Annotated in this window: 25 protein-coding genes; 4 read left to right on the top strand and 21 right to left on the bottom strand. The window is 32.6% G+C overall.

Features of this window, described 5'->3' with window-relative positions; all coding sequences use genetic code 11:
- Nucleotides 1-28 precede the first annotated feature (28 nt).
- The 20 genes from ACK2WN_RS01650 to murJ form a co-directional block, all read right to left on the bottom strand.
- Nucleotides 29-580 (bottom strand): Mor transcription activator family protein, encoded by a 552-nt coding sequence (locus ACK2WN_RS01650; protein ID WP_416154608.1) that lies wholly within the window; start codon nt 578-580, stop codon nt 29-31.
- 289 nt (nt 581-869) lie between these two features.
- A complete protein-coding gene (locus ACK2WN_RS01645; protein ID WP_006439828.1) occupies nt 870-1,025 on the bottom strand; it encodes a YvrJ family protein in 156 nt (51 codons plus the stop codon).
- Nucleotides 1,026-1,054: 29 nt separating this feature from the next.
- The gene (locus tag ACK2WN_RS01640) at nt 1,055-1,279 is read right to left on the bottom strand and encodes a DUF2922 domain-containing protein (protein WP_300529548.1); all 225 of its coding nucleotides are present in this window, start codon (nt 1,277-1,279) and stop codon (nt 1,055-1,057) included.
- 265 nt (nt 1,280-1,544) lie between these two features.
- Complete coding sequence (locus ACK2WN_RS01635; RefSeq protein ID WP_300529546.1) at nt 1,545-1,772, bottom strand: DUF1659 domain-containing protein; 228 nt, start codon at nt 1,770-1,772, stop codon at nt 1,545-1,547.
- Nucleotides 1,773-2,138: 366 nt separating this feature from the next.
- Nucleotides 2,139-3,806: a cell wall-binding repeat-containing protein gene (locus tag ACK2WN_RS01630; RefSeq protein WP_416154607.1), complete on the bottom strand. Its 1,668-nt coding sequence runs from the start codon at nt 3,804-3,806 to the stop codon at nt 2,139-2,141.
- Nucleotides 3,807-3,858: 52 nt separating this feature from the next.
- Nucleotides 3,859-5,952, bottom strand: a complete 2,094-nt coding sequence (locus ACK2WN_RS01625) for an LTA synthase family protein (protein ID WP_300529542.1) — start codon at nt 5,950-5,952, stop codon at nt 3,859-3,861.
- Between the two features lie 428 nt (nt 5,953-6,380).
- Nucleotides 6,381-7,298, bottom strand: coding sequence for a cell wall-binding repeat-containing protein (locus ACK2WN_RS01620; RefSeq protein WP_300529540.1), 918 nt, complete (start codon nt 7,296-7,298; stop codon nt 6,381-6,383).
- 73 nt (nt 7,299-7,371) lie between these two features.
- The gene (gene scfA, locus ACK2WN_RS01615; RefSeq protein ID WP_071585583.1) at nt 7,372-7,515 is read right to left on the bottom strand and encodes a six-cysteine ranthipeptide SCIFF; all 144 of its coding nucleotides are present in this window, start codon (nt 7,513-7,515) and stop codon (nt 7,372-7,374) included.
- Between the two features lie 345 nt (nt 7,516-7,860).
- Nucleotides 7,861-8,184, bottom strand: a complete 324-nt coding sequence (gene yajC / locus ACK2WN_RS01610) for a preprotein translocase subunit YajC (protein WP_416154606.1) — start codon at nt 8,182-8,184, stop codon at nt 7,861-7,863.
- A 404-nt stretch (nt 8,185-8,588) separates the two neighbouring features.
- Complete coding sequence (gene tgt, locus ACK2WN_RS01605; protein ID WP_300529536.1) at nt 8,589-9,710, bottom strand: tRNA guanosine(34) transglycosylase Tgt; 1,122 nt, start codon at nt 9,708-9,710, stop codon at nt 8,589-8,591.
- Nucleotides 9,711-9,742: 32 nt separating this feature from the next.
- A complete protein-coding gene (locus tag ACK2WN_RS01600) occupies nt 9,743-10,276 on the bottom strand; it encodes a phosphate-starvation-inducible PsiE family protein (protein ID WP_118549924.1) in 534 nt (177 codons plus the stop codon).
- A 73-nt stretch (nt 10,277-10,349) separates the two neighbouring features.
- Entirely contained in the window at nt 10,350-11,375 is a 1,026-nt protein-coding gene (gene queA / locus ACK2WN_RS01595) for a tRNA preQ1(34) S-adenosylmethionine ribosyltransferase-isomerase QueA (protein ID WP_040410371.1), read from the bottom strand.
- Between the two features lie 857 nt (nt 11,376-12,232).
- Nucleotides 12,233-13,249 (bottom strand): Holliday junction branch migration DNA helicase RuvB, encoded by a 1,017-nt coding sequence (gene ruvB, locus ACK2WN_RS01590; protein WP_416154643.1) that lies wholly within the window; start codon nt 13,247-13,249, stop codon nt 12,233-12,235.
- 52 nt (nt 13,250-13,301) lie between these two features.
- Nucleotides 13,302-13,904, bottom strand: a complete 603-nt coding sequence (ruvA, locus tag ACK2WN_RS01585; RefSeq protein WP_006439816.1) for a Holliday junction branch migration protein RuvA — start codon at nt 13,902-13,904, stop codon at nt 13,302-13,304.
- Nucleotides 13,905-13,949: 45 nt separating this feature from the next.
- Nucleotides 13,950-14,453 carry a crossover junction endodeoxyribonuclease RuvC gene (ruvC, locus tag ACK2WN_RS01580; protein WP_118549927.1) on the bottom strand — a complete coding sequence of 168 codons (504 nt, stop codon included), beginning with the start codon at nt 14,451-14,453 and terminating at the stop codon, nt 13,950-13,952.
- Between the two features lie 165 nt (nt 14,454-14,618).
- Entirely contained in the window at nt 14,619-14,843 is a 225-nt protein-coding gene (locus ACK2WN_RS01575; RefSeq protein ID WP_040410369.1) for a hypothetical protein, read from the bottom strand.
- Nucleotides 14,830-15,318 (bottom strand): DUF3990 domain-containing protein, encoded by a 489-nt coding sequence (locus tag ACK2WN_RS01570; protein WP_416154605.1) that lies wholly within the window; start codon nt 15,316-15,318, stop codon nt 14,830-14,832. Before ACK2WN_RS01570 ends, ACK2WN_RS01575 begins: the two co-directional genes overlap by 14 nt.
- The gene (locus ACK2WN_RS01565; RefSeq protein WP_270839086.1) at nt 15,315-15,533 is read right to left on the bottom strand and encodes a DUF3791 domain-containing protein; all 219 of its coding nucleotides are present in this window, start codon (nt 15,531-15,533) and stop codon (nt 15,315-15,317) included. The genes ACK2WN_RS01570 and ACK2WN_RS01565 overlap by 4 nt, the downstream gene beginning before the upstream one ends.
- 251 nt (nt 15,534-15,784) lie before the next feature.
- On the bottom strand, nt 15,785-16,747 hold the full coding sequence (locus tag ACK2WN_RS01560) for a serine hydrolase domain-containing protein (protein WP_416154604.1): 963 nt from the start codon (nt 16,745-16,747) through the stop codon (nt 15,785-15,787).
- A gap of 102 nt (nt 16,748-16,849) precedes the next feature.
- Nucleotides 16,850-18,412 (bottom strand): murein biosynthesis integral membrane protein MurJ, encoded by a 1,563-nt coding sequence (murJ, locus tag ACK2WN_RS01555; protein ID WP_416154603.1) that lies wholly within the window; start codon nt 18,410-18,412, stop codon nt 16,850-16,852.
- Between the two features lie 369 nt (nt 18,413-18,781).
- On the opposite strand from murJ, the gene ACK2WN_RS01550 reads away from it, so the two are divergent.
- Nucleotides 18,782-19,159: a desulfoferrodoxin family protein gene (locus ACK2WN_RS01550; protein WP_300529526.1), complete on the top strand. Its 378-nt coding sequence runs from the start codon at nt 18,782-18,784 to the stop codon at nt 19,157-19,159.
- 834 nt (nt 19,160-19,993) lie between these two features.
- Here the strand turns inward: ACK2WN_RS01550 and ACK2WN_RS01545 are convergent.
- Nucleotides 19,994-20,728: a 3D domain-containing protein gene (locus tag ACK2WN_RS01545; RefSeq protein ID WP_300529524.1), complete on the bottom strand. Its 735-nt coding sequence runs from the start codon at nt 20,726-20,728 to the stop codon at nt 19,994-19,996.
- Nucleotides 20,729-21,385: 657 nt separating this feature from the next.
- Here ACK2WN_RS01545 and ACK2WN_RS01540 point away from each other — a divergent pair.
- From ACK2WN_RS01540 to ACK2WN_RS01530, 3 genes are all read left to right on the top strand, one after another.
- A complete protein-coding gene (locus tag ACK2WN_RS01540; RefSeq protein ID WP_300529522.1) occupies nt 21,386-22,270 on the top strand; it encodes a putative ABC transporter permease in 885 nt (294 codons plus the stop codon).
- Nucleotides 22,271-22,448: 178 nt separating this feature from the next.
- A complete protein-coding gene (locus ACK2WN_RS01535; RefSeq protein ID WP_416154602.1) occupies nt 22,449-22,874 on the top strand; it encodes a YtxH domain-containing protein in 426 nt (141 codons plus the stop codon).
- Nucleotides 22,875-22,890: 16 nt separating this feature from the next.
- On the top strand, nt 22,891-23,253 hold the full coding sequence (locus ACK2WN_RS01530; RefSeq protein WP_300529518.1) for a hypothetical protein: 363 nt from the start codon (nt 22,891-22,893) through the stop codon (nt 23,251-23,253).
- Nucleotides 23,254-23,264: the final 11 nt, after the last annotated feature.

Below are 23,264 nucleotides of genomic sequence, written 5' to 3'. Positions count from 1 at the left end.
TTTGTTTCTTTGTTAGAGCTTTGATGTTCTAGTTTTGTTTTTTTCTTTCTTTTATCAGCTTGTTAAGTTGATATTTTCTTTCATCTGCTACGTATCTTCTAACTGTGCTTTCACTTAGTCCAAATACAGAAGTTGTTTTTTTCATGTCTGAGTCATATGCTAGATAGACGTTGTATATATACGCTCTTCTTTTTCTTTCGACTAGTTTTTCATGCTGTGGCAGATAAAGTGATGTTCCCCCATATAAAAATACTAGTTTTGCGTAGTTATTAAATCCAATTAATTTTGCTACGTCTAATCCATTAGGAGATAAGTCCTCCCTTTCGAATTTTAGTTTTTTTAAAGCTCTTCTGTGTTTTAGTTTTTCTGCTTTAAGCTTTTCTAATTCTTTTCGAGCTTCTTCATCCTCAAACTCTAACTCCTCAAAAATCCCTTCGTCATAGTTTAAATCCTCTTCAGCGAATTCCTCAAATTCTTCTACTTCCCCATCTTCTTTGATTTCGCTTTCTTCAACATCATTGTCCTTGATGCTGTTCTGGTTTTTCTGATCATTTTTGTTTTGATCTTTTTGATTAGCCATTTTCTACCCTCTCCTTTAAATAAGATATATTTAGAACCATATTAGTATATGATTCTTTAAAAAGTAAAAATATAAAAAAACAACAGTTTCATAATACGAAACCCTTTTAAAATTTAATTATTTTAGTAAGAATTATTCGTAGCCTTAAACCCGGATGTTAATCCGGGCTTTTGGGAAACTGTTGTCACATATACTATATTATATTTTTACATATTTTTAAAGCCTTTTTTGCAAATTTTCAAAATTTTCTTAATCAATTTTGTATTTTTGTATTTTTTTATTTTTTTGCTTATCTTTTTTGAGCTGCACTCTCGATTATTTTCGAAAGCCCGTTGATACTTTCTGATAGTGTACTCAGTTTATTTTCTATCCTTATCAGTAAGAATATTGATACGGCTATAGGAAAACCGACGTTTGCTATCATGTTCCGTAATTCAACTTCCATAATAATCACCTGCTTATTGTCCGACGCGATTATATTACTAAGTCGTGAACTGTTTCGTCAGTAGTTATTATTTTTGCTTCTGATGTTGCTGCTACTTCTGAGTCGTTTACTAAAAAGATTTTTTTAGATACTACTAAGTCCATCGCGTTTTTTATTTCCTGTTCCTGAACACCATCTTTTGGCCCATCTAAAGATATAGTAAATGCTTTTCCATTGGCTGTTTTAAATTTCATTGCAAGTCTTTTTCTTATCATAGTTTTTAAATCTCCTTTTCTTAACTTTTTATTTTTTAGTTTTGTTTTTAGTTTTTTGTTTTGCAATCTACTTTATAGATTTTTAATCTGGTAGCTTGGCTGCTCATCTGGCAGCCGCTACCTTTTTTTAGTTTGGATTGATTCAATCCATTTTGTTTTAATTTAGTCTGGTTTAGTTTGATTTTGATTTTACTTTGATTTAGTTTTGCTTTTCAGTTTAAGCTCTTGATTTAGGTTTTCGGTTTAGGTTTACCTAACCCACTTCCTACATACTTTCTTCTAAATCGGCTTCGTCTACTTTTGCTATCACATCAGCATTTGTTTCTAAAAGATCTGATAATGCTTTACCTACTGCATAAACATCTTCTTTAGTTGCATCGGCTTTGACATTTTTAATATCTTTGCGTTTGTACTTTATTTCCCCTCCTGATGTTTCACCTACTGCAAATTTCAGTCTTAAAACTGATACCTTGTTTGATTCTGTAACTGCCATATTAGTTACCTCCTTTAAAAAATTTATTCAGGCTTCTCTCTTGCCTGTGATTAAAGTATAAAACAGCAGCATGTCACCCATCAAAAACATCCTCTCACTTTCTATTCTCTTAGAAAAAATGCCAAGCATTTCCAACACTTACAGCAAAAAAAGAAAATAAAAAAAAGAGGATAAAATCCCCTTTCATTCAACTACTATCCTTTACTAGATCCTTACTTCCATAAAAAATAAGAAGGGCATAATAACTGCTACTCACGCGACAATACTGCAGACGCTTTCGTCCTTAATCGAACTTTGTTCGATAAGCGACGATAAAGAAAGCGTCGAAGCCTGGAGCAGAGAGCAGTTATAAGCCCTTCTCTTTATTTATGGAGTAAGGAAGTCTGTAAAGAATCCATATACTCCTTTTGATTTGTATTTGTTCATTTCTTTTGAGTCATTTATTGTGTTCATATACAATGTTATTCCTTTAGCTTTACATCTTTCTACTAAAGACGGCGTTAGGAATCTATAATCTACTGTAAGAACTTTTATTCCATTCATTGCACAGAAATTTGTTATCTTATTTTCATCTATACTACTCATAGTATAGCAAGTAAATGATGCAGATTTAAAATTGTATACATTCATTATCTCGTTATACGTAGACTCTCTATACACCTGAGGAACAAGTCTGTCTAATACATCTGGACTAGCCTCTTCAACAATTCTCTTGTAAAGCTTTCTAACTTTATCATCCTCAGCTGATTTTAAATCTATAAGCATGTAAACATCATCGTATTTTTCCATATACGATACAACATCCTTAAATGTCATAGTAGTGTATTTACCATAAGGCTTCATACTCTTAAACTCAGCCAATGTAGGTTTCTTTGTAGCGTATTTTTCTGGAAGTCCCATTTCTTTTAAACTTGTTTTATCAAACGAATGCCAAGCTATCAGCTCGTCGTCACTTGTAAAGTCTAAATCCACCTCAAATACTTTGAAACCTTTGTTGTAGTTGTGTTCAAATGCTTGAATTGAGTTAGTGTATGTTTTCCCACCTACACCACCTAATGCGTGGGCGATGTATTTGTATTTTGTCCAGTCGTAATTAAATTTATTTAATCCGCCAGAGTATCCTATAGCTTTTGAAATATTGTTGTCAGATATTACTCCTATTGCAGTCATTTTCTGAGCATTTTTTAATACAAGTGGAGCAAATCTATAGTCTACTAGCGCAATAGGTTTTTCTGTACTTATTGAGCTAGCTACTGTAGCTATTGTGTAGTCTGTTGTGTCAACTATGTTAAATGATTTTGGGTTTGAGTAGAATTTTTCTACAAGCTTTTGATTCGTAACAAATCTGTTGATTCCACTAATTCTCTCAGTTCCTTTTAGACCATTTTTTACAGAGTCTTTTACTACAGTAGTTCCACCTACTATGTATCTTCCAGTTGCTGTGTTTGCAATTTCTTTTAAATTGCTCTTTAAGCTGCTTCCATTTGTTAGAAGTATTGGAGCTTTATCTCTATATGCTACTGGAGATGCAGTTACTACATCGGCTTCTCCCTTTACACCATTTGCAATAAATACTTTACCAAGTGTACCTTCTGTATTTAGTACTTCTTTGGCAACATTGTATGATGTTTCATATCTATCACTTCCACCTATTCTAGTTACTTTTTTGCCCATTTTTTCTAAATCGCCCTCAACTGATTTAGATATAGCATTTTCGCTTCCTATCAGGTAGATGTCTGTTACCTCGTTTAATTTTGATTTTGTTTCTGAAGGAATACTATTTTTACTTGTAAGTAGTATTACTCCATTTTTGCAACCAGCTAATGCCGCAGCACTAAGTCCATCGGCTGTACTATTGTCCATATTTACTAGAACTATAGATGAGTAGTTTCTCTCATTGGCTATTTTTACCGCTGTTTCATAGTTATTTTTCCCCTTAATTCTATCTAATTTTTCTAATGCACTAGTTGGGGTTATAGTGGATAGTAGCATTATAGCTGATAATGTGAGTGCCATTATTTTTTTTCTAATCATATTTCCTCTCCTTTACATTATTTTTAGATTGGGTTTAATTTTAGTTTTTGGATTATTTTATTTTAAATTCTGGTGTACTACTAAGCTCTGCATCATTTTCGCCAAGCTGCTTAACTGTTATAGTATCGCCCTTTTTCAATTCTCCATTTAGTTTTGCTGTGAGTTTTCCTGGGCTTTCCATTGTAGTTTCTAACATTTTTTCGTTTAGATATACAAAGCTTCTTGCTGTGAAATTCTGTCCCTCAACAGTTAATGTATCACCAGTAGCTTTTGCAGAATTTATTTTTATGTCGTCTATTCCCATTTTTATGGTATTTTTCTTCTGTGTTTCGTCATCTTTTAAATAGTATTTTTCGCCAAATAATATATCATACTCTACAAGCTGTACTTTTTTTAGATAGTCCTTATCATTTCTTAGGTACGCGTGTAACTTTTCTATTGGTCCGTATTCCACTCCACCTAGTTTTAATAATTCTGTACCTGCCTGGAATGCATCAGTTATTGCATTTTCTTCTTTTGGAATATCAAATGTTGCAAAATATGTGTATGGAGATTCGTATCTGTTTAGATATTCTTCGCCATCATATAAATAGTCGAGTTTAGGCATATGATCTCCGTAGTATAAAACTATTGTATCTTCACCAGTTTCTTCTTTTCTCTGAGTAAGCATATCGTTGAACTGTTTTATAAATTCATCCATTTCTCTTACCTGCTCACAGTAGTAGTAAAGCTGATTTTTATATTTATCTTCTATATCACCAGTTATTTTACAAGGATAATCTTCATCAACTTTTTCTGTAGGATAGTTTGAGTGTCCCTGTACAGATACTGTTGTTATGAAGTCTTTGCCTTCTGTTGAGTCTAGAGCCTTTTTCATATAATTAGTTAGTACGTAATCCTTTGGCCAATCAAGTGCTGTGTATTCTAGGCCGTTCATGTATTCAACAGATGTGAATGTGTCATATCCTAAGTTTTTGAATCCCTTGTTTCTATTGTAGAAATTACCTTTAAAATTATGTAGAGCATGAGCAGTGAATCCTTGTTTCTTCAACGCCGTCGCCAATGAGTTTGATGTTTTTTCCTTTACAATTGATGTGTAAGGTATCTCTCCACTTAGCAGGTTGTCGAAGTTGTTTCCTGTTATAACCTCAAACTCTGTTCTAGCTGTTCCCCCACCAGTAGTTGGTACATTCATGTATCCACTAGTATTTTTTTCTGCCAATTTTCTAAAGTTTGGTATTGGGTCTATGCTAAGGTTTACGTTTGGTATTTTAGTTGGATCCATAAATCCTTCAAGCTGAACTATTACAACATTTGGAACATCTTTACCAGTTTTTATAGTTCTTTTGTCCTCAGCTGCCTTTTTGTCTACTTCTTCTCTTATTTTTGCTATAGCTTCTTTGCTATATCCTTCAGGTGGTTTTCTAAGATATCCAAAGTACGAATCCAGGATTGAGTATAAAAATCCGTTTAATTCATACGTAGCCTGGACATCCCAGCCAATATTGTGCATTATATTCTTTGCCTTTATAGGTCCTATACTCACTGCAAATACTAGTATTGAAAGCATCCACGCAACTATATTACTTATTCCGTTGAATCTTTTGCTCTTCTTGTCCAGTTTCCACATAACAACTAATCCAACCAAGAACAGCACCACAACAACAACGGCTATGATTATCATTTTCGTATTAATAAATCTCGATGCTATACTAAGCCCATCTTGAAGCGCATACAAGTCCATAAACGCTACTGGCATCCCTCTAAATTCCAATATCATCCTGCTCACCACTGCCAATCCAATGAATAGGAATGAGATAAACCACAATACTGCCTTCTTGTGCTTTACAAAGAATATTATCCCTGTTATGCCAAGTATTAATAATATATTTATAACTGTTGCATAAGTGTTATCTTTTAAGAACACTTCTACTTTTTCTATTCTCGACCTTCTAGATAAATACTCCATCACGAAGAATAGTATAAGAGATACTACAACCCAAAGAGTAAAATCTTTTAAAGAGTCTTTTGTTATAAATTTTATTTTTCTTTTTTTAGTTTTGTTTTTATCAGAATCATTTGTTTTAGTTTTATCATCTATACTTTTATCTTTATTTACTGTTTCTTTTGTATCGTTATTTTCCATCGAACGCTCCTTTGTAAATTCATCATTAATTATCTCTTATTTTTACTATTTTTTAATATTGTTAACAATTTTGTAACTTTTTAAACATAAGTATAACACAACTTTCTATTATTTGTCTATTTTAATTGACTGTTATAATCATCTAGGTTAGTATTTTAATTGAGCTCGTCACTTAAATTTTTTGTCAAAAATATACTGTCAGATTGTCATAAGCATAATGACAAGTTGTCGTGTTGCATTTGGACAGATTGTCATACTGCATTTAGACAGATTGTCGTGTTGCATTACGACAACTTGGCTATTACTATACCAACATATACAACAACATATACACATATTTATAACAACAACTAGGGAGGTTGCCGAAAAAAAAGAGCCCTTATGTTTCTCGTAGAAACTTTTAGGCTCTTATTAGCTATATATTATTTTTATTGAGCTGCTTTTTTACAGCTTTCTATTGTTGCACTATCTATTCCACCAAGAGCAGTCATCTTCTGTGCACCTTTTAATACACTCTTATCAGAATTTTTATTAACTAAAACTATAGGAGAGTATTTTGTTATTGGAGATGCAGCCAATGCATCCACTAACTGGTCAGATTTACTTAAGTAATAAGATGCTACGTTTTTGTAGAATGTGTTTATTATCTTCTTATTTGTTTCAAATCTATTTTTTCCACCAACTCTAGTTGCACCTATTGATTCTACAAGACTTTCGTCCATTACCCCCTGTAGTCCAATAGCGTATCTGTTAGGTATGCTGTTAACTATTTTTTTCGCATCTGCAGATATTGTCTTTCCATCAGTAAGGATTACAGGTGCAGAATCTCTAGCTGCAACAGAAGAAATACTCATCGCATCTGCTTCCCCTTTTGTACCATTTACGATAAATGTTTCTGAAGCTCCACCTTTAACTCTCTTTACCTCATTTCCAACATTTACAGATGTTTCATATCTATTTTTTCCACCGATTCTACTTACTATGAACCCAGATTTTTTTAATCTATCCTCAATATTTTTGCTTATTGCATTTTCAGATCCAATTATATAAATCTTATTTGTACATTCTAATCTAAGCTCAACATCTGCTGGAATTTCATTTTGCTTAACTAATAATATTGGTGCATTTGCAGCACCAGCAAGAGCACTAGCACTAAGTCCGTCTGCTATACTCTTTGTAGAATTTACTAAAATAGCAGTTGTATAATTCTGCTTATCTGCAATTAGCGCCGATGTTTGATATCTATTGCTCCCTTTTATCTCCACAAATGTCAATGCAGATGCAGAAGCCACAGTCATAGATACAACTAACATCGCTGATAATATTGTTGATAATAACTTTTTCAAACCAAATCACCTCTTTTTTTAATACAAAAAAGGACAGTAATTAACTGTCCAATTTTGTTTTATTAAGAATTTATTATCTTTCGCATTCCTGGTTAGCAACTGTACAAGATGTTTTACATGCTGACTGACAAGAAGTCTGGCATTCTCCACATCCACCTTTAGATGCACTGTTTTTTAAAGTAGCTTTTGATAAAGTTTTTATATGTTTTTTTGACATTTTAAAGTCCTCCATTCATAGTATTATTTTTAATTATAACATATATACCTATACTTTTCCAATAACTAACACCTCTTTTTTTAGATAAATAACCAAAAAATAACAAAATAATTAATCATATAAAGAATAATCACATATTTTAAAACACTTTAAAAATCTTATACTTTCCTTGTAGAAAATACTTTTTATTATGAAGGGGCTTTTCAAAGAATTTCTCTTTTTGCTTTGAAATTAAATATATCTATTTCCTCGACAATGCAGCTCGACTGCCTGGAGAGGAATAGATATATTTTTTCAAAGCATTAAAAAAGGGACTTCTTAAAAGCCCCTTCATAATAAAAAATATTAATTTTCTTCTTTTTCTTTAGCTGGATCAGCTATTTCGTGTTTAACTTCTTTCTTTTCTGTAACAGTACCTATTGCCCATTTTTCAAATGGCATTTTAGTTCTGTTTGGACCAACTTCAAGTACAACTCTCTCTTCTTCAACTTTTGCAACTGTAGCGCAAAGTCCACCTATAGTAACAACTTTGTCCCCTACATTTATAGAGTCTCTCATCTGTTTAAGCTCTTTATCTTTTTTCTTCTGTGGTCTTATTAATAAGAAGTAGAATACTGCGAAAACTACTATCCATAAAACCACACTCATAATTAACTGCTGTGCTGGCATTTTAATTCCCTCCAAATATACAATATTTCCTTTATTTTAAGGTCTAAAGAATATTATAACGCATTTATATACATATATCAAATACAGAAACACAATAAATCATAACAAAAAAACAATCTGCCTAAATCCCCTAATACCAACTTCCAAAACCATTTACCAAAGATAAACCTTCCTCGTTTTCTGAGCAATTTATGTACGAATTATAATTTAAGAAAAGACTGCTGCTATGATTTTGTAAGTAGCCTTTTTTAAGACGTAAACACAAGTAGCTCTCACCGACAATTCTGCAAGCGCCCCATAACATTGAAATGTGTTACATAAATGGATGGGGCGCTGAAGCCTGGAGAGCGAATACTTGTGTTACGTCAAATGGCTACTACAAAATCTGCAGCAGCCATTTCTTTTTATAATTCGTATCCATATTTTGTGAAGAATTCTTCTCTAAAATCAAGAAGTCTATCTTCTCTTATTGCCTGTCTTATGTTTTCCATTAATTTTAATAAGAAATGTAAGTTGTGAGTAGTTATTAATCTCGCACCTAATATCTCATTAGTTTTTATAAGATGTCTTATATAAGCCTTAGTGTAGTTTCTGCAAGTGTAGCAATCACATTCTGGATCAAGTGGAGTGAAGTCTTCTGCGTAAGTCGCATTTCTAACAACAACTTTTCCCTGACTTGTCATTGCAGTTCCGTTTCTAGCTATTCTTGTAGGTAGAACGCAGTCAAACATATCCACCCCTCTAATTACACCTTCTATTAAATCGTCAGGACTTCCAACACCCATTAAATATCTTGGCTTGTCCACTGGCATAAATGGAGTTGTATGTTCTAATATGTCGTACATCATTGGTTTTGGTTCACCAACACTTAGTCCACCTATTGCATAACCTGGTAAATCTATTGCAGTTATTTCTTTTGCTGACTGCTCTCTTAAATCCTTGTACATTCCACCCTGTATTATTCCAAATAGTGCCTGTTTTTCAGGATTTTTGTGAGCTTCTTTACATCTTTCTAACCATCTAGTAGTTCTTTCTAAAGAATTTTTAACGTATTCTCTACTAGCTGGGTATGGAGCACATTCGTCAAATGCCATCATTATGTCTGAGCCTAATGCGTTCTGTATTTCCATAGCTTTTTCTGGAGTTAGGAAATGTTTAGAACCATCTAAGTGTGATCTAAATTCAACACCTTCTTCAGAAATTTTTCTAAGTGGCCCAAGTGAGAATACCTGGAATCCACCACTATCTGTTAATATTGGTTTGTCCCAGTGCATGAATTCGTGAAGCCCTCCAGCTTTTTTCACTAATTCGTGACCTGGTCTTAGGTATAAATGGTATGTATTTGATAGGATTATCTGAGATCCTATTTCTTTTAATTCTTCTGGTGTCATTGATTTTACTGTTGCCTGAGTTCCAACTGGCATGAATATTGGAGTTTCTATATCGCCATGTGGAGTGTGAAGCACACCTAATCTCGCACCACTCTGTTTACAAGTTTTTATTAATTCATAAGTTACTGCGTACATCTTCTCATCCTTTCTTTTTAATTTTATTTTATCTAATTATCAATTTCTTCTTTTTCCTCGTTTTTCTGGCAAGTGCACACGTGATTTTTGTCTTTTCTGTTTTTGCAGAATATTGGAAGTGCCTTGCATACAAAGTCGACTTTATGATCCTCTAACGTCTTCTCATCTTCGTCGTTTTCATTATGGTCTATCAAGTATTTTTTGATTATAAACAGCCCAGCAATCGCAATTACTCCTAAAAGTATCTCTAACATCCCTTCTTTTTTAGGAATTAAAAGCATTTTTCTTGCAATCGCATATAAAAGTGCTTCTATCAGCGCTCCTGGCAAATGCAACGAAAGCATTACAACAAGCTCAACCCCAATTACTAAAAGAAGTATCTGTCCAAGCATGTCATTTAGCTGCTCATACTGAATTATATTTTCAAAATTAACTATATACGTATCCCATATAAGTCTTAGGACATCTATTGTTCCCAAAAATACGGCAATTAATACAACCGCCGCAAGAATTTTTTCGAAAATAAACGCCGTATTTAAAATAAATCCATTCTTTTTGTGTTTCAAATTTCTCAACCCCTAGTTTTATATACATATTAAGAATTCATTATTTTTACTAATTTATTTATCAACATTTCCACTATTTTATGAACATCGCATCTCCAAAGCTGAAGAATCTATATCTTTCTTTTATAGCTTCATTATATGCATTTAGCACATGCTCTCTTCCACAAAGCGCACTTACTAACATTATTAGTGTAGATTCTGGTAGGTGGAAGTTTGTAATTAGGTTATCTAACACCTTGAATTTGTACCCTGGGTAGATAAATATGTTTGTCCATCCACTCTTTGCTGTCATGTGTCCGTCTTCTTCAGCAGCAGATTCTATTGTTCTACAGCTTGTAGTTCCAACGCATATTACTCTATTTCCATTTTCTTTAGCTTTGTTTATCTTGTCGGCAGCTTCCTGAGTAACCATGTAGAACTCTGAGTGCATTTCGTGGTTTAAAACATCGTCAACTTTTACAGGTCTAAATGTTCCAAGACCAACGTGTAGAGTTACAAATGCTATATCCACACCCATTTCCTTGATTTCTTCTAATAATTCATTTGTAAAATGTAGTCCTGCAGTTGGCGCTGCAGCAGATCCATTGTGTTTTGAATAAACTGTCTGGTATCTTTCCTTTTCCTCTAATTTTTCTGTTATGTATGGAGGAAGTGGCATATTTCCTAATTCATCTAATATTTCCTCAAATATTCCGTCGTAGTGGAATTTTATAATTCTCGCACCTTCATCAGCCATTCCAACTACTTCACCGATTAACTTTCCTCCACCAAATGAGAACTTAGTCCCTATTTTGGCTCTCTTCCCTGGCTTAACTAGTGATTCCCAAGTGTCGTCTGTGTTTCTCTTTAAAAGTAAAAACTCTATCTTTCCACCTGTGTCCACTTTTTCACCGATTAATCTAGCAGGTATTACTCTAGTATCATTTAAAACTAGACAATCACCTGGTTTAAGATATTCTTTGATATCTCTAAAAATTTTATGTTCAATCTCTCCAGTTTCCTTATCTAACACCATAAGTCTTGATGCAGATCTATCTTCTATTGGAGTCTGAGCAATTAATTCCTGTGGTAAATCAAAATTAAAATCGCTTGTCTTCAAAGCTCTCTCTTCCTTTCTTATAATCATTTTTTATAGTTCATCTGGTATATAACCTGATGTTGTTATTTGACATTTTATTTTTGCATACTCTTTTTATGATAACAAAAAAACAAATTTTTTTCCATATATATTTACAAATTGACTTTCTTTAAAATTTATCAACTAAACTTTTGTGGAATATTTTTTTACAGGTAAATTTTTCTTTATGTGCAAGTATTTTCAATATTTAGAAGATGTTTTTTTCTGAAATTTTAAAAACTTTCTTCTATTAATATATTAGATTTTTTTGGGGAATTATTTTTCTTTTGGGAGTGGTAATTTTTGACAAAAAAATAGAGCCCTCTGGCTCTCGTCGTCCCCTTACGGGGAACAATTTTATAAATGTGATACTATGAGAAGCAAACATTATAGTCATAAGTAGTTTTCGTCCCCTTACGGGGAACAATTTTATAAATCCTACCCTCTGAAACCATTGATATCACTAGCCTAAAAACACGATTATCGAGCATGCAAGCGTTTTCACATTTTTAACCTTAAAAAATGCCGATTTTCTCTTAAAAAACCTCTAAAAACGTTGAATTTTCAACATCGAGCACGACACATTAGAAAAATAAGCAAAATCATAAAAAACTTTAAACAAATTAATCTAACATCAATCTCTATAATACAATTATACTATCTAAAAAAACAAATATCAACTCAAAAGACAAACTTCCTCTGATTTTTGCTCAGTACAAACTTTCTCAATTATTCTATAGTTCGAGAGAATAATTAAAGGGAATGTAGCTATCTCATACTACGCGACAATGCAGCTCGACTGCCTGGAGCACGTATGAGATAGTACATTCCCCTTCTTTCTATTCCTCACCTATAGGATAATTGAGATGTTTGTACGCTTTTGGCATTGCCATTCTTCCTCGCGCACCTCTGTTTATAAATCCTAACTGTATTAGATACGGTTCATATACGTCTTCAATTGTGTTTCTATCCTCACCTATTGAAGCAGCAAGTGTATCCAGTCCAACTGGTCCTCCACCAAACTTCTCGATGATTGTTTTTAAAAGAGTTTCGTCCACATAATCAAGCCCAAGAGAATCCACACCAAGTAGCTCTAGTGCATCTTTTGCCACATCTTCTGTGATATCTCCATTTGCTCTTACCTGAGCGTAATCCCTAACCCTTTTTAATAATCTATTTGCAATTCTTGGTGTTCCACGTGATCTTCTAGCAATCTCTGCTGCAGATTTTTCGTCGATATCAGCACCTAAAAGTCCAGATGATCTCTTCACTATCTGAGCAAGCTCGTCATTTGTATAGTAGTCTAGTTTGCAAATTACCCCAAATCTATCTCTAAGTGGATTTGTAAGCATACCTGGTCTAGTAGTCGCTCCAATTAAAGTGAATTTAGGTAAATCAAGTCTTATACTTCTAGCTGATGGTCCTTTACCGATTATAATATCCAAACAAAAATCCTCCATCGCAGGATAAAGAACTTCCTCAACACTTCTGTTGATTCTGTGAATTTCGTCTATGAATAAAACATCATTCTCTTCTAAATTTGTTAGTATCGCAGCTAAATCCCCAGCCTTTTCTATTGCAGGACCAGATGTTATCCTTAAATTAACACCCATTTCATTGGCAATTATCCCAGCTAATGTAGTCTTTCCAAGCCCTGGAGGTCCATATAAAAGAACGTGGTCTAGCTGTTCATTTCTACTTCTGGCTGCCTCAATAAAAATACTAAGCTGCTCTTTTGACTTTTCCTGACCTAAATACTCATCAAGTGTTTTAGGTCTTAAATTATTCTCAATTTCTACATCGTCCATCTGCATAGTAGACGTTATAATTCTATTTTCATCGAAATCTTCTAGCATTTCCTCGTCAACTTCTCCCTTCTCTACCTCACAATCCAAACTTTACTTTAGATTATTTGATAGGATTTTTCATTAAATATGTAAGTGATTTTCTGATAATTTCCTCAGTTTCCATACCTGGTTTCTTCGTTTTCTTGACAGCCTCTTTTGCTTCAGCCTGTGTGTAACCAAGTGCTATCAATGCATCCACAGATTCGTCTATTGAAATAGCTGCTGGCTGAGCTTCTAATAAAGTAGGCTCAAACTCAATCTGTGTCTTATCTATCTTATCCTTTAATTCTAATATAATTCTTTCCGCAGTTTTCTTTCCAACTCCTGGTGCTTTAGATATTTTGGCTATATCTTCACTTAAAATATACGCTCCAAGCTGTTTTGGTGTTGCAAATGAAAGAATTGAAAGCCCAACTTTTGGACCTATTTTTGATATTGATGTAAGCATATCAAACATATTTCTCTCTTCTTCAGAGTGGAATCCACATAAAAACATCTCGTCCTCTCTGACTATCAACTTAGTAAATACCTTAGCCTTTTCGCCGACCTGATACTGAGCTGCTGTATTTGAAGACACCAAAATACTGTACCCTATATCGTTATTATCTATAGTAATACTGTCAAAACCTATTTCCTCGATAGTTCCCTTAATGTATCTATACATAACTTTTTCCTTTCTATAATCATACTTTCTTATAACTATTACTTATTATAATCCCTGAATATTTCTCAAAGTCTTATCCAATTTATTTGCATGAGCATGACATATAGCAATTGCAAGTGCATCGGCGACATCATCAGGCTTAGGCACTTTTTTAAGCTTTAAAAATGAAGTAACACTCTTCTGCACCCGGACTTTATCAGCTCTACCATATCCACAAACTCCCTGCTTAATCTGAGGTGGTGTGTACTCGTAAATTGGAATATTATTGTGAGCACACGCAAGAAGAGTAACCCCCCTCGCTTGAGCAACAGTAATCGCAGTCTTTACATTCTTATTGAAGAACAGCTCCTCGATTCCAACCTCATCTATATCATAACTCTTTATAATCGTATCGACTCCCTTGTACACCATCTCCAGCCTAGTAGTCAAATCTGTGTGTGCTGGAGTAGTAATCGCACCGTAGTCGATAACTCTAAAATTATTTCCCTTGTATTCAATAACCCCGTATCCTACAATTGCGATACCTGGGTCAATTCCTAAAATAATCAAAACAAAAATCCTCTCTCTTTTAGTTTATATGGTCCGCTCTGTGAACAGAATCGCCCAATTTTATCAAACATATGTACTATTATACCATACAAACAGAAAAAAATAAAATCGTTCAAACATTTGATATCATCAAAAAAAGACACTCAAAATAAAATGAGTGCCTACTTATTTATTTGCAATTTTCTTATTATTATATTCTTCCTTCAACTCTTCTGCCAACCAACTATCAGACATACAATGAATATCAGATATCCCATTTTTCATTAAAAAATATAAATCAGAATGATAGAATATTCTAAGTGCATCATTTTCAGAAACACCAGTAATTCTTGAAAACTCCATTATAACTCTTGCGTATTTCATATTTAATAAAGTTTTATTTGCTAACATATTCATCACATCCTTTATAGATTAAATATTTATCTATTACTTCTTGATTTCTAAAACATATTTGTCTATTTTCTATTGGAAAACTTAATCTTTTCAAAGCTTCCTCTTCCGATATTAAATCTGACATATACAACTCTATAGCATTGTAAACTCTATCATTTGTCATACTTCCAATTATAATATCATAAAAAGGTACTTCTTCCTTTCTTCTACATGCAACTACATATCTTAACCATTCTCTATCATAGTTTTCAAAGTTTTTAACTCTAATATTAGGATTTTTAAATACTGAATTATCAATTTCATATTTCGATACATATCCTATTTTCCCGAGCAAAGTTAATCTCTCTGTCCATCTTATTGCTTGGCTTTTTATATCAGTTGTATAAAATCCTCTTCCAAAATCAACACTATCTCTTGATTTTGATATCAAAGGCTTGTCAACTACAATAGAAGATCCATGATATAAAATCATATCTTTATGCCCCTTTTCTCTAATTGTTCTACTAAGTCCTCAACAATCCAAACCTTACCTTGAGTATGTAAAATATCATAAAATTTTAAAATATACCCTTCTATAAGTTCGTTTTCATCAAGCAAATCAAAAACTTTAACTGAGTCCTCATTTATATAATTAGCCAAATTCTCCACGCAATATACAACAAAATCCATTTCCTTTTCATTTATCATAATAAATCACGTCCTTTTATAATCTCTATATAAAAATTATATCACAAAACCTACAACATACTTAAGATTTCCTAGCTAGAAAGAATCATAATGTAAAAAAGGAAGAACATATATATGTCACACTGCAATCTTCCACGAAGATTCAAGAGCTAGATAGAAACGTAATAAAAAAGAGGAAGACAATATCTACCTCCAGCGACAATGCAGCTCGACTGCCTGGAGCCTGAGGTAGATATGTCTTCCTCTCTTCCCTATTTACGATTCTTTACTAACTCAGTAATCTTCTCTAGTCCTATCTTCGCAGCATTTATTTCTCCTTTATTCGGATAGTTTGAAAGCACAACCACACCTTTCTTGCTGTGTTTCTCAAAACCTATAAAGCAGTCAAAATTATCAGTACTTCCATCGTGCCAGATAATCTTAGTATCGTCGTTGATTACCCAACCAAGCCCCATATCGTACTTACCTTTAGAAATAGTATAATACTTCTTATGTCCTAAAGCTAAATACTCTGGATTACACTCGATATTTTCCTGCACAAACTTCATCATATCATTCACTGTAGACACTAGACCAGATGTCGCTGCATACACCTCATCTCCATTCCATTTCCAACACTTACCTATCTCAGTATCTCCTGTATAGCCAGTATTTTCAAGACCTAACTCCTCTACAGTTTCTTCTATAATCGTCTTAATATCCTTATTGTATATCTTAGATAGCACTTCTCCCATAACTGCCCCACCAAAATGAGAATACACCCATTCACGATGCTTAGCATTTGGTTTAAAGCTTTCTATATCATTTAATATATCATTTTCCTTATATCCACAATATGGATTATCCTTGCTAAATAGTGCATTTTTCATTTCTTTTCTAGCTATATGCTTAGGATATGAATTTCCGTATCTAGCAGTGTGAGTTGCAAGCTGCTCTATTGTTGGATTGTGACTTATATTTTCGTCTAATATAGTCCCTATCTTGTCACTTGGACTAACTTTTCCTTCGCTAATTGCCTGACATAGCTTAGCCATCATAATACTTTTAGTAAGAGATCCTATCTCGTATCTATGCTGTTGCTTAGTTATTTGAGCGCCTTTATGACCATAAACTTTGTATTCCATTTCTCCATTGTCTATAGTTCCAACCGTAAGAACTAAATTAGATGTGCCCCTTGCACTCGCATAATTTTTTATAAGGTTATCTGATATCATATTAAACCCTCCAATTTTCCTCTTTATATAATCTTATCTTCTTTACTCTCTTATACTACTCTATTCATATTTTACTCTTTTTCCACAAATTTATCCATACATCTATCTATTGCTTATCTTTGAAACAATCTGTTTAGATTTACTTTTGAAAATATCTAAAAGCATTTCAACCTCGTCCACTTTCATAAGGTGAATTGCTCCCCCATACACGACAACACCAGACATCACAGACGCAAACAATACTTTTATAAGGTGTTTTGTTCCATGAATACCGCTGATTGTAAGGAATTTATACACAAAATACACCACAACACCCATAATCGCCGCAGATATTATAGATTTTATTGTAGTAATTATTATCTTGTCCTGCCCGAAGTATTTTATCTTCTTTTTCAAACTCATAAACAATAATAATATACATATTGTAGCCGAAATACTTGTCGCAAATGCAAGACCACAATGTCCCATAAATTTTATAAATACTATGTTCATGCAGATGTTCATAAACATCGCAATCATTCCGTTTCTCATAGGTGTTTTAGTATCTCCAAAAGAGTAGAACACATTTCCAAGTATGTTTCTAAGCCCTGAAGCAGGTAGTCCTAGTGCATAATATGAAAGCGCCGCCGCAGTTAAAAGTGTTGCACTATGGTCAAACTTCCCTCTTTCAAACGCAAGCTGCACTATTGGAATTGATAGCACCATTATTCCAACCGCTATAGGAACCATAAGAACTATTACCACGTTCACACTTTTTCTTATTATACCTGTAGCTGCCTTGCTATTTCCTTCACTAGATAGTTTAGATAGTAAAGGATATACAACAGACTGAATACTTGAGATAAATACCCCTATTACAAATGTGTTTAAAATAGAAGCATCGTTTAATACTGTTATTATCCCATCTCCAAGTGTAGACGCCAAAGTCCTGTCTACAACTGTGTTTAACTGGTTTACACCAACTCCAATAAACACCGGAATTACAAGTATTAACGTCTTTTTTATGTATTTGTCCTTCAAATCTATGTAGAATTTGTACCTATATCCATCGTGGTACGAAACCGGAACCTGGAATAAAAATTGACTCGCCATACCAATCAATGTAAATATCGGCATTAGTCTGATGTCGTATTTTGCACTTAGATATATCCCCACAATAATTATTATATTAAATGGGATACCTGTGATGCTTGGCACGATAAATTTTGAGTTGATATTCATTAGGCACGTCATTATATTACTAAGCCCTATAAACACCATCCCCCATATCATTATCCTCGTAAACTCTGAAGCCAGCTTCAGTTTTTCTCCGGTATAGCTCATTGCAAATATTTTTACTAGCTCGTCAGAAAATATATACCCTATTACAGATAATATCAAGCTGACTACAACTATCATATTAAATATATTATTTACAAACTTATCCGTCCCTTCCTTGCCCAGATCTTTTTCCACTGTGTAATACATTGGAATAAATGTCGTCGCAAGCGCACTCCCTATTGTTGAAAATATAACCGTCGGAATATTCATCGATGTTATAAACGCATCGGTAACCATTCCTGCACCATGGACAGATACCAGTATAGTTTCTCTGGCAAATCCAAATATTTTCGAAACCATGGTAACTATGAAAAGTCCCATAGTAGCTTTTGCCACTTTACTCATAATTTTCCTCCTGATTTTTATATATACACAAGAATACTCTCTCTTAATTATTTTGTATACACTTTCAAAGGATTTTTCTATTATATTTCATATGATTTATACTTTTGTATTTATTGTCAATTTTTTTGAGTATATATTAAATTATACACCTTTGAAATTTTGTTTTTTATATTTTTTTCAAAATTTTTTGCTTTTTTTACTTTTATATGTTTAAAGATGACTTTAACGGGTAATTATATTAATAAGTGATTGAGTAAGATGAGAAAAATTTTCGATGAGAAATTTAATCAATCCTATTATTACTAAGGTAAGAATCAAATTAAAATAAAAAATACGACACAAAGTGTCAATTATCAGGAGGAATTTAAAATGACAAAATTCTATTTATGTGAAAGATGTAAAAATTTAGTTGAGGTAGTATATGAAACTCCAGTACCATTAATGTGCTGTGGACAGAAAATGACAGAACTAGTTCCAAATACAGTAGATGCAGCTACAGAAAAACACGTTCCAGAAGTATGCGTTGAAGGAAATGTAGTAAAAGCTCAGGTTGGTTCAGTAGAACATCCAATGGAAGAAAAACACTACATAATGTTCATACTTCTTGAAACAGATCAGGGAGTACGTAGAAAAGACCTTAAACCAGGTGAAAAACCAGTTGCTGAATTTGCTTTACTTGAAGGCGAAAAACCAGTTGCTGTATACGAATACTGTAACTTACATGGATTATGGAAAAAAGAATTATAAGAACTATAGGGTGTTGCAATAATTGCAACACCCTTTTTTTATTGTATAAGTGATTACAAGTTTACTACTTGTTTAAGAAGTGGAATAATCAAAATTTACATTGATAGCTTTTATCTTACGGTATTGAATTTATAGACGAACTCCTCTCCAGGCTTCGACGTGCGTGTGAGTAATTTATTTTGTTGTAATTAAAACCCACGTCTGCAGATTGTCGAGAGAGTTTTGTCTATAAGCTTCAATACTAAAAAGGTAATAATTATCAATGTAAATTTTTATTTATTCCACTTTTTATAAGTTAGTAAACTTATAACAGCTTATATAATAAAAAAACTTTGTTGCAAATTATTGCTAACAACCCATATATTTTTATAATTTAAAAGTATGTAGCTTCGTTGACCTAGATATATCTTTATCCCGCAAATTCTTTTGGTGTCCACTTTTCAAACTGTTGCTATATTTTGATAAGCAGATCTCTTTTATTTTTCAATCTGCTATAAATTTAGTATCTTCTAAGATGTGACTAATGTCAAAATTTATAGGGATAATAACTAACTTGGTAGATTGAATGTCATAGACAAAACGCACTCGACAATCTGCAGACGCGTATTTTATTAAAAATAAAACTATTTTTCACTCACGCGTCGAAGCCTGGAGAGAAGTTTGTCTATGACTTCAATCCCCGATTAGATATTAACCTATAAATTTTGATTTAATCTCTCTTTAGAAGATACTAAATTCATAGCAGATTACAACAATAAAAGAGGGCTGTTGCAATATATGCAACAGCCCTCTTTTACTGAGTATTATTTATTGAGTTTGAAGAAATTGTTTTATCTATTTTATGTCGTTTAATACGATTATTTCTATGTTTCTTCTTCCAAATTTGTAACATTCTTTTCTTGAATTCATGAATATATCTATTTTAGTTCCTTTTATTGCTCCACCACAGTCATTAGCTATGAATGTTTTGTTGAAGTATGGTATATATACTTTTGTTCCGTATGGTATTACTTTTGGATCTACAGCTATTGTTCCCCATTTTGGTTTCTGTCCAGTTGATGTTGTTGAATGTCCAGAATACGCTGAGGCATTTGATTTATATGATTTTCCTGTAGAAGTTAATTTACCTCTTTCGTTGAAGTAAAGTATTTTACCATTCTGTCTAACTATACTTTCACCAACAAAACCATTTTTACCAAAGTTGTAAGTTTTTCCATTTTCTAATGTCTGTATACCTGTGTGCATACCTTTTTCTTTGTTGAAGTAGTAAGTTTTTCTGTTTATTTCAGTCCAACCATCAGCCATTTTTCCATCTTTATTGAAGTAATAGTTATTTCCATCTATAACTTTCCATCCAGTTATGGCTTTTCCACTTTCATTGTTGTAGTAGAAGTTGTCTCCTCTCTGTATCCATCCAGCTCCATTTATAGAAGTTCTTTCTACATTTTCTTCTACCTGAACTGTTTCTATATCATTTACTGCTTCATCTGCAAATACAAATCCTGTACTTGATAAAAGTATCATTGATGTTAATGCTATAACGCTTAGTTTTTTCTTTAAATTGAACATATAATCCTCCGTATTATTTTTTTATTTAATCTCACTAATTTTCATTTTTTACAATTTGTTACTTTTAATATGTCTTTCTGTTACTTTTTTGTAACTTTTTCGACCTTGTATATATAATAATATAAAGGTTACAGCTTTGTAAAGACTTTTTTTGAAAATTTTACAAACAACAAACAACAACAAGTATTGTGTTTTTTTATAATTTTTCTAACAATTTGCTTGTTTTTTGGCTATTTCAAAGGCTAAGCCAATACCAAAAGTAACAACAAGTGTTTACTGAGTTGTAAATTTTTCAAAAAATATTTTTTTCAAATGCTGCAAAATAGTTACATAGTTTGTAACTATTTGTTACAAATTGTCTACCAATTCTATCTAATTGTTACAATTAGACCTATTTCTTCTACTACTTGTTACATTTCCTGTTTTTTAAGTTTTGTATATTATAAAAAATATATTATATTCTCTTCAATCTCAAACATTCTTCATATGGAAGGGTTATAATTGACTAAAGAATTTATTTAGATATTATATAGGATAGAAATTGAATAAATTTTTGGAATATATGCGCCTACAATCAAGTATTTTACTTGTATGTAGCGTATTTTTGGGCAGGCTTTTTGCTTGTCTTTTAAATATTTAAATGAGGTGATTTTTTACATGAAAATTTTATATCTCCAGGTATTATATTTTACGATATATAGTTTCCTTGGTTGGGTGTGTGAGAGTACCTACTGCTCTATTTGGCAAAAGAAATTGGTCAATAGAGGGTTTTTAAATGGACCATTCTGCCCTATATACGGATTTGGTGCATTATTGGTTATTTCTATACTCTCTCCATTTGTAAATAATATACCAGTGCTATTTATCGCAAGTATTATTGTTACAAGTACACTAGAGTATATTACAAGTTATGTTTTGGAAAAGATCTTCCATATGTCTTGGTGGGATTATTCAACATACAAATACAATATAAATGGTAGGGTTTGTTTAAAGAACTCGTTGATGTTTGGTGTAATGTCGCTTTTCGTTATACTTGTTGTACATCCAGCTGTCGATGATTTTGTAGCAAGAATAAATACAAAACTAGCATTTATTTTATCAATACTATTTGGAACTTATTTCATAGTCGATACAATTATTACAGCTGCTACTATACTTCATCTTAACGAAAGACTTGAAAAACTTTATACCCTTCACGAAGATTTACTTGAAAAAAGAAAGAAACATCTTGAAGTTGTCAGAGGGCATTTACAGGCTAGTTTAGCCAATCAGATTGAAGAGCTTGGTCTATCTAAGTATTCTCCTGCTGAAATGGAAGAAATATTATCAGGAGACTTTAAAGGCAACTTTATAAAAGAAGAACACAAGATTATGAACGAACTTGAATTTGAAATTAAGTCTTTAAGTACTAGAATAGACGAATTAAAGACTAAAGGTCATGGCGTATTAAGAAGAAGAGTTATAAAAGCCTTCCCTAATATGAAATCTTTAAAACATAGATCTATACTTGAAGAAATCAAAGAAAATATAGATAAAAAATAGAAAAATATATACTCTAAAAAATATTGCTACAGTCAATTTTATGGCTGTAGCTTATTTTTATAGTTTTTTTTGAAAATTCACAATTTTTTTGTTTACTTTTATCTACAATGGGTATATATTGTTTATAACGTAAATTTTAAAATAATTTTCAATATACATTTGGAAGGGGATGTTTTTAATGAGTTTATCAAAAAAAATCCAGGCAAAAAGACAGGCAAAAATCAAAGCAGAAAAAATTAAAAAAGCTAAAACTGCTGCAGCAGGTGTTGCTGCCGGTGTAGCAGCAGGTGCTGTTGGTGGTATATTATTAGCACCTAAATCAGGTAAAGAAACAAGAGAAGACATAAAAAACGCATCTAAACAGGCTGTAGATGCCGTTTCTGATAAAGCAGCTGGTGCAAAAGCTAAAGCTGGCGATGTTATAGGCGCACAGAAAGAAAAATTCAACGATTCTAAAGCTAAGATAAAAGAATATCTTGACGCTAAAAAAGCTGTAGATGAAGCTTGTGAAGAGTGTGAAGAATGTGGTGTTGATTCTGAAGAAGTAGTTGAGGCTCTTGAAGAAGCAGCTGAAACTCTTGAAAAAGAAGAACCAGAAGCTTAGAATTGGAGATTAGATTATGACTATCACAATTGATTTACATACAATCTTATTTATATTAGCAATTATAGGCTGTGTAGCGCTTGTATTTTTAATAAAGCTAATAATAAATTTACTTTCTACTGTTAAAAATCTAAACTCTGTTTTAGATAAGGTAAACGTCGTTCTTGACGATAACACAGGAAATATTACAAATTCAATCTCAAAGCTTCCTAAGCTTGTAGATGATTTCGGACAGGTTGGAGAAAATGTTAGAGATGTAAGCGAGGTTGTTACAGATGTCGCTGCTGATATAATAGTTACAAAGGAAAGTGTTAAGGGAAATTTTGAATTACTTTCTGAAATACTTACTATAGTAAAATCAATTTTCTCTTCAAAATAAAAATTACCCCC

Source organism: Peptacetobacter sp. AB800 (genome assembly GCF_047807365.1).
Lineage (GTDB): Bacteria > Bacillota > Clostridia > Peptostreptococcales > Peptostreptococcaceae > Peptacetobacter.
Note: the sequence above shows the minus strand (reverse complement) of the source record. Positions and strands in the feature narration are given on the sequence as shown.

Excerpts from the sequence above, each read along its gene's own strand:
- ACK2WN_RS01650 (WP_416154608.1), bottom strand. The coding sequence starts at position 580 with ATGGCTAATCAAAAAGATCAAAACAAAAATGATCAGAAAAACCAGAAC.
- ACK2WN_RS01645 (WP_006439828.1), bottom strand. The coding sequence starts at position 1,025 with ATGGAAGTTGAATTACGGAACATGATAGCAAACGTCGGTTTTCCTATA.
- ACK2WN_RS01640 (WP_300529548.1), bottom strand. The coding sequence starts at position 1,279 with ATGATAAGAAAAAGACTTGCAATGAAATTTAAAACAGCCAATGGAAAA.
- ACK2WN_RS01635 (WP_300529546.1), bottom strand. The coding sequence starts at position 1,772 with ATGGCAGTTACAGAATCAAACAAGGTATCAGTTTTAAGACTGAAATTT.
- ACK2WN_RS01630 (WP_416154607.1), bottom strand. The coding sequence starts at position 3,806 with ATGATTAGAAAAAAAATAATGGCACTCACATTATCAGCTATAATGCTA.
- ACK2WN_RS01625 (WP_300529542.1), bottom strand. The coding sequence starts at position 5,952 with ATGGAAAATAACGATACAAAAGAAACAGTAAATAAAGATAAAAGTATA.
- scfA (WP_071585583.1), bottom strand. The coding sequence starts at position 7,515 with ATGTCAAAAAAACATATAAAAACTTTATCAAAAGCTACTTTAAAAAAC.
- yajC (WP_416154606.1), bottom strand. The coding sequence starts at position 8,184 with ATGCCAGCACAGCAGTTAATTATGAGTGTGGTTTTATGGATAGTAGTT.
- tgt (WP_300529536.1), bottom strand. The coding sequence starts at position 9,710 with ATGTACGCAGTAACTTATGAATTAATAAAAACTTGTAAACAGAGTGGT.
- ruvB (WP_416154643.1), bottom strand. The coding sequence starts at position 13,249 with ATGCTAGAAGATTTCGATGAAAATAGAATTATAACGTCTACTATGCAG.
- ruvA (WP_006439816.1), bottom strand. The coding sequence starts at position 13,904 with ATGTATAGATACATTAAGGGAACTATCGAGGAAATAGGTTTTGACAGT.
- ACK2WN_RS01575 (WP_040410369.1), bottom strand. The coding sequence starts at position 14,843 with ATGTTAGCAAATAAAACTTTATTAAATATGAAATACGCAAGAGTTATA.
- ACK2WN_RS01570 (WP_416154605.1), bottom strand. The coding sequence starts at position 15,318 with ATGATTTTATATCATGGATCTTCTATTGTAGTTGACAAGCCTTTGATA.
- ACK2WN_RS01565 (WP_270839086.1), bottom strand. The coding sequence starts at position 15,533 with ATGATAAATGAAAAGGAAATGGATTTTGTTGTATATTGCGTGGAGAAT.
- ACK2WN_RS01560 (WP_416154604.1), bottom strand. The coding sequence starts at position 16,747 with ATGATATCAGATAACCTTATAAAAAATTATGCGAGTGCAAGGGGCACA.
- murJ (WP_416154603.1), bottom strand. The coding sequence starts at position 18,412 with ATGAGTAAAGTGGCAAAAGCTACTATGGGACTTTTCATAGTTACCATG.
- ACK2WN_RS01550 (WP_300529526.1), top strand. The coding sequence starts at position 18,782 with ATGACAAAATTCTATTTATGTGAAAGATGTAAAAATTTAGTTGAGGTA.
- ACK2WN_RS01545 (WP_300529524.1), bottom strand. The coding sequence starts at position 20,728 with ATGTTCAATTTAAAGAAAAAACTAAGCGTTATAGCATTAACATCAATG.
- ACK2WN_RS01540 (WP_300529522.1), top strand. The coding sequence starts at position 21,386 with ATGAAAATTTTATATCTCCAGGTATTATATTTTACGATATATAGTTTC.
- ACK2WN_RS01535 (WP_416154602.1), top strand. The coding sequence starts at position 22,449 with ATGAGTTTATCAAAAAAAATCCAGGCAAAAAGACAGGCAAAAATCAAA.
- ACK2WN_RS01530 (WP_300529518.1), top strand. The coding sequence starts at position 22,891 with ATGACTATCACAATTGATTTACATACAATCTTATTTATATTAGCAATT.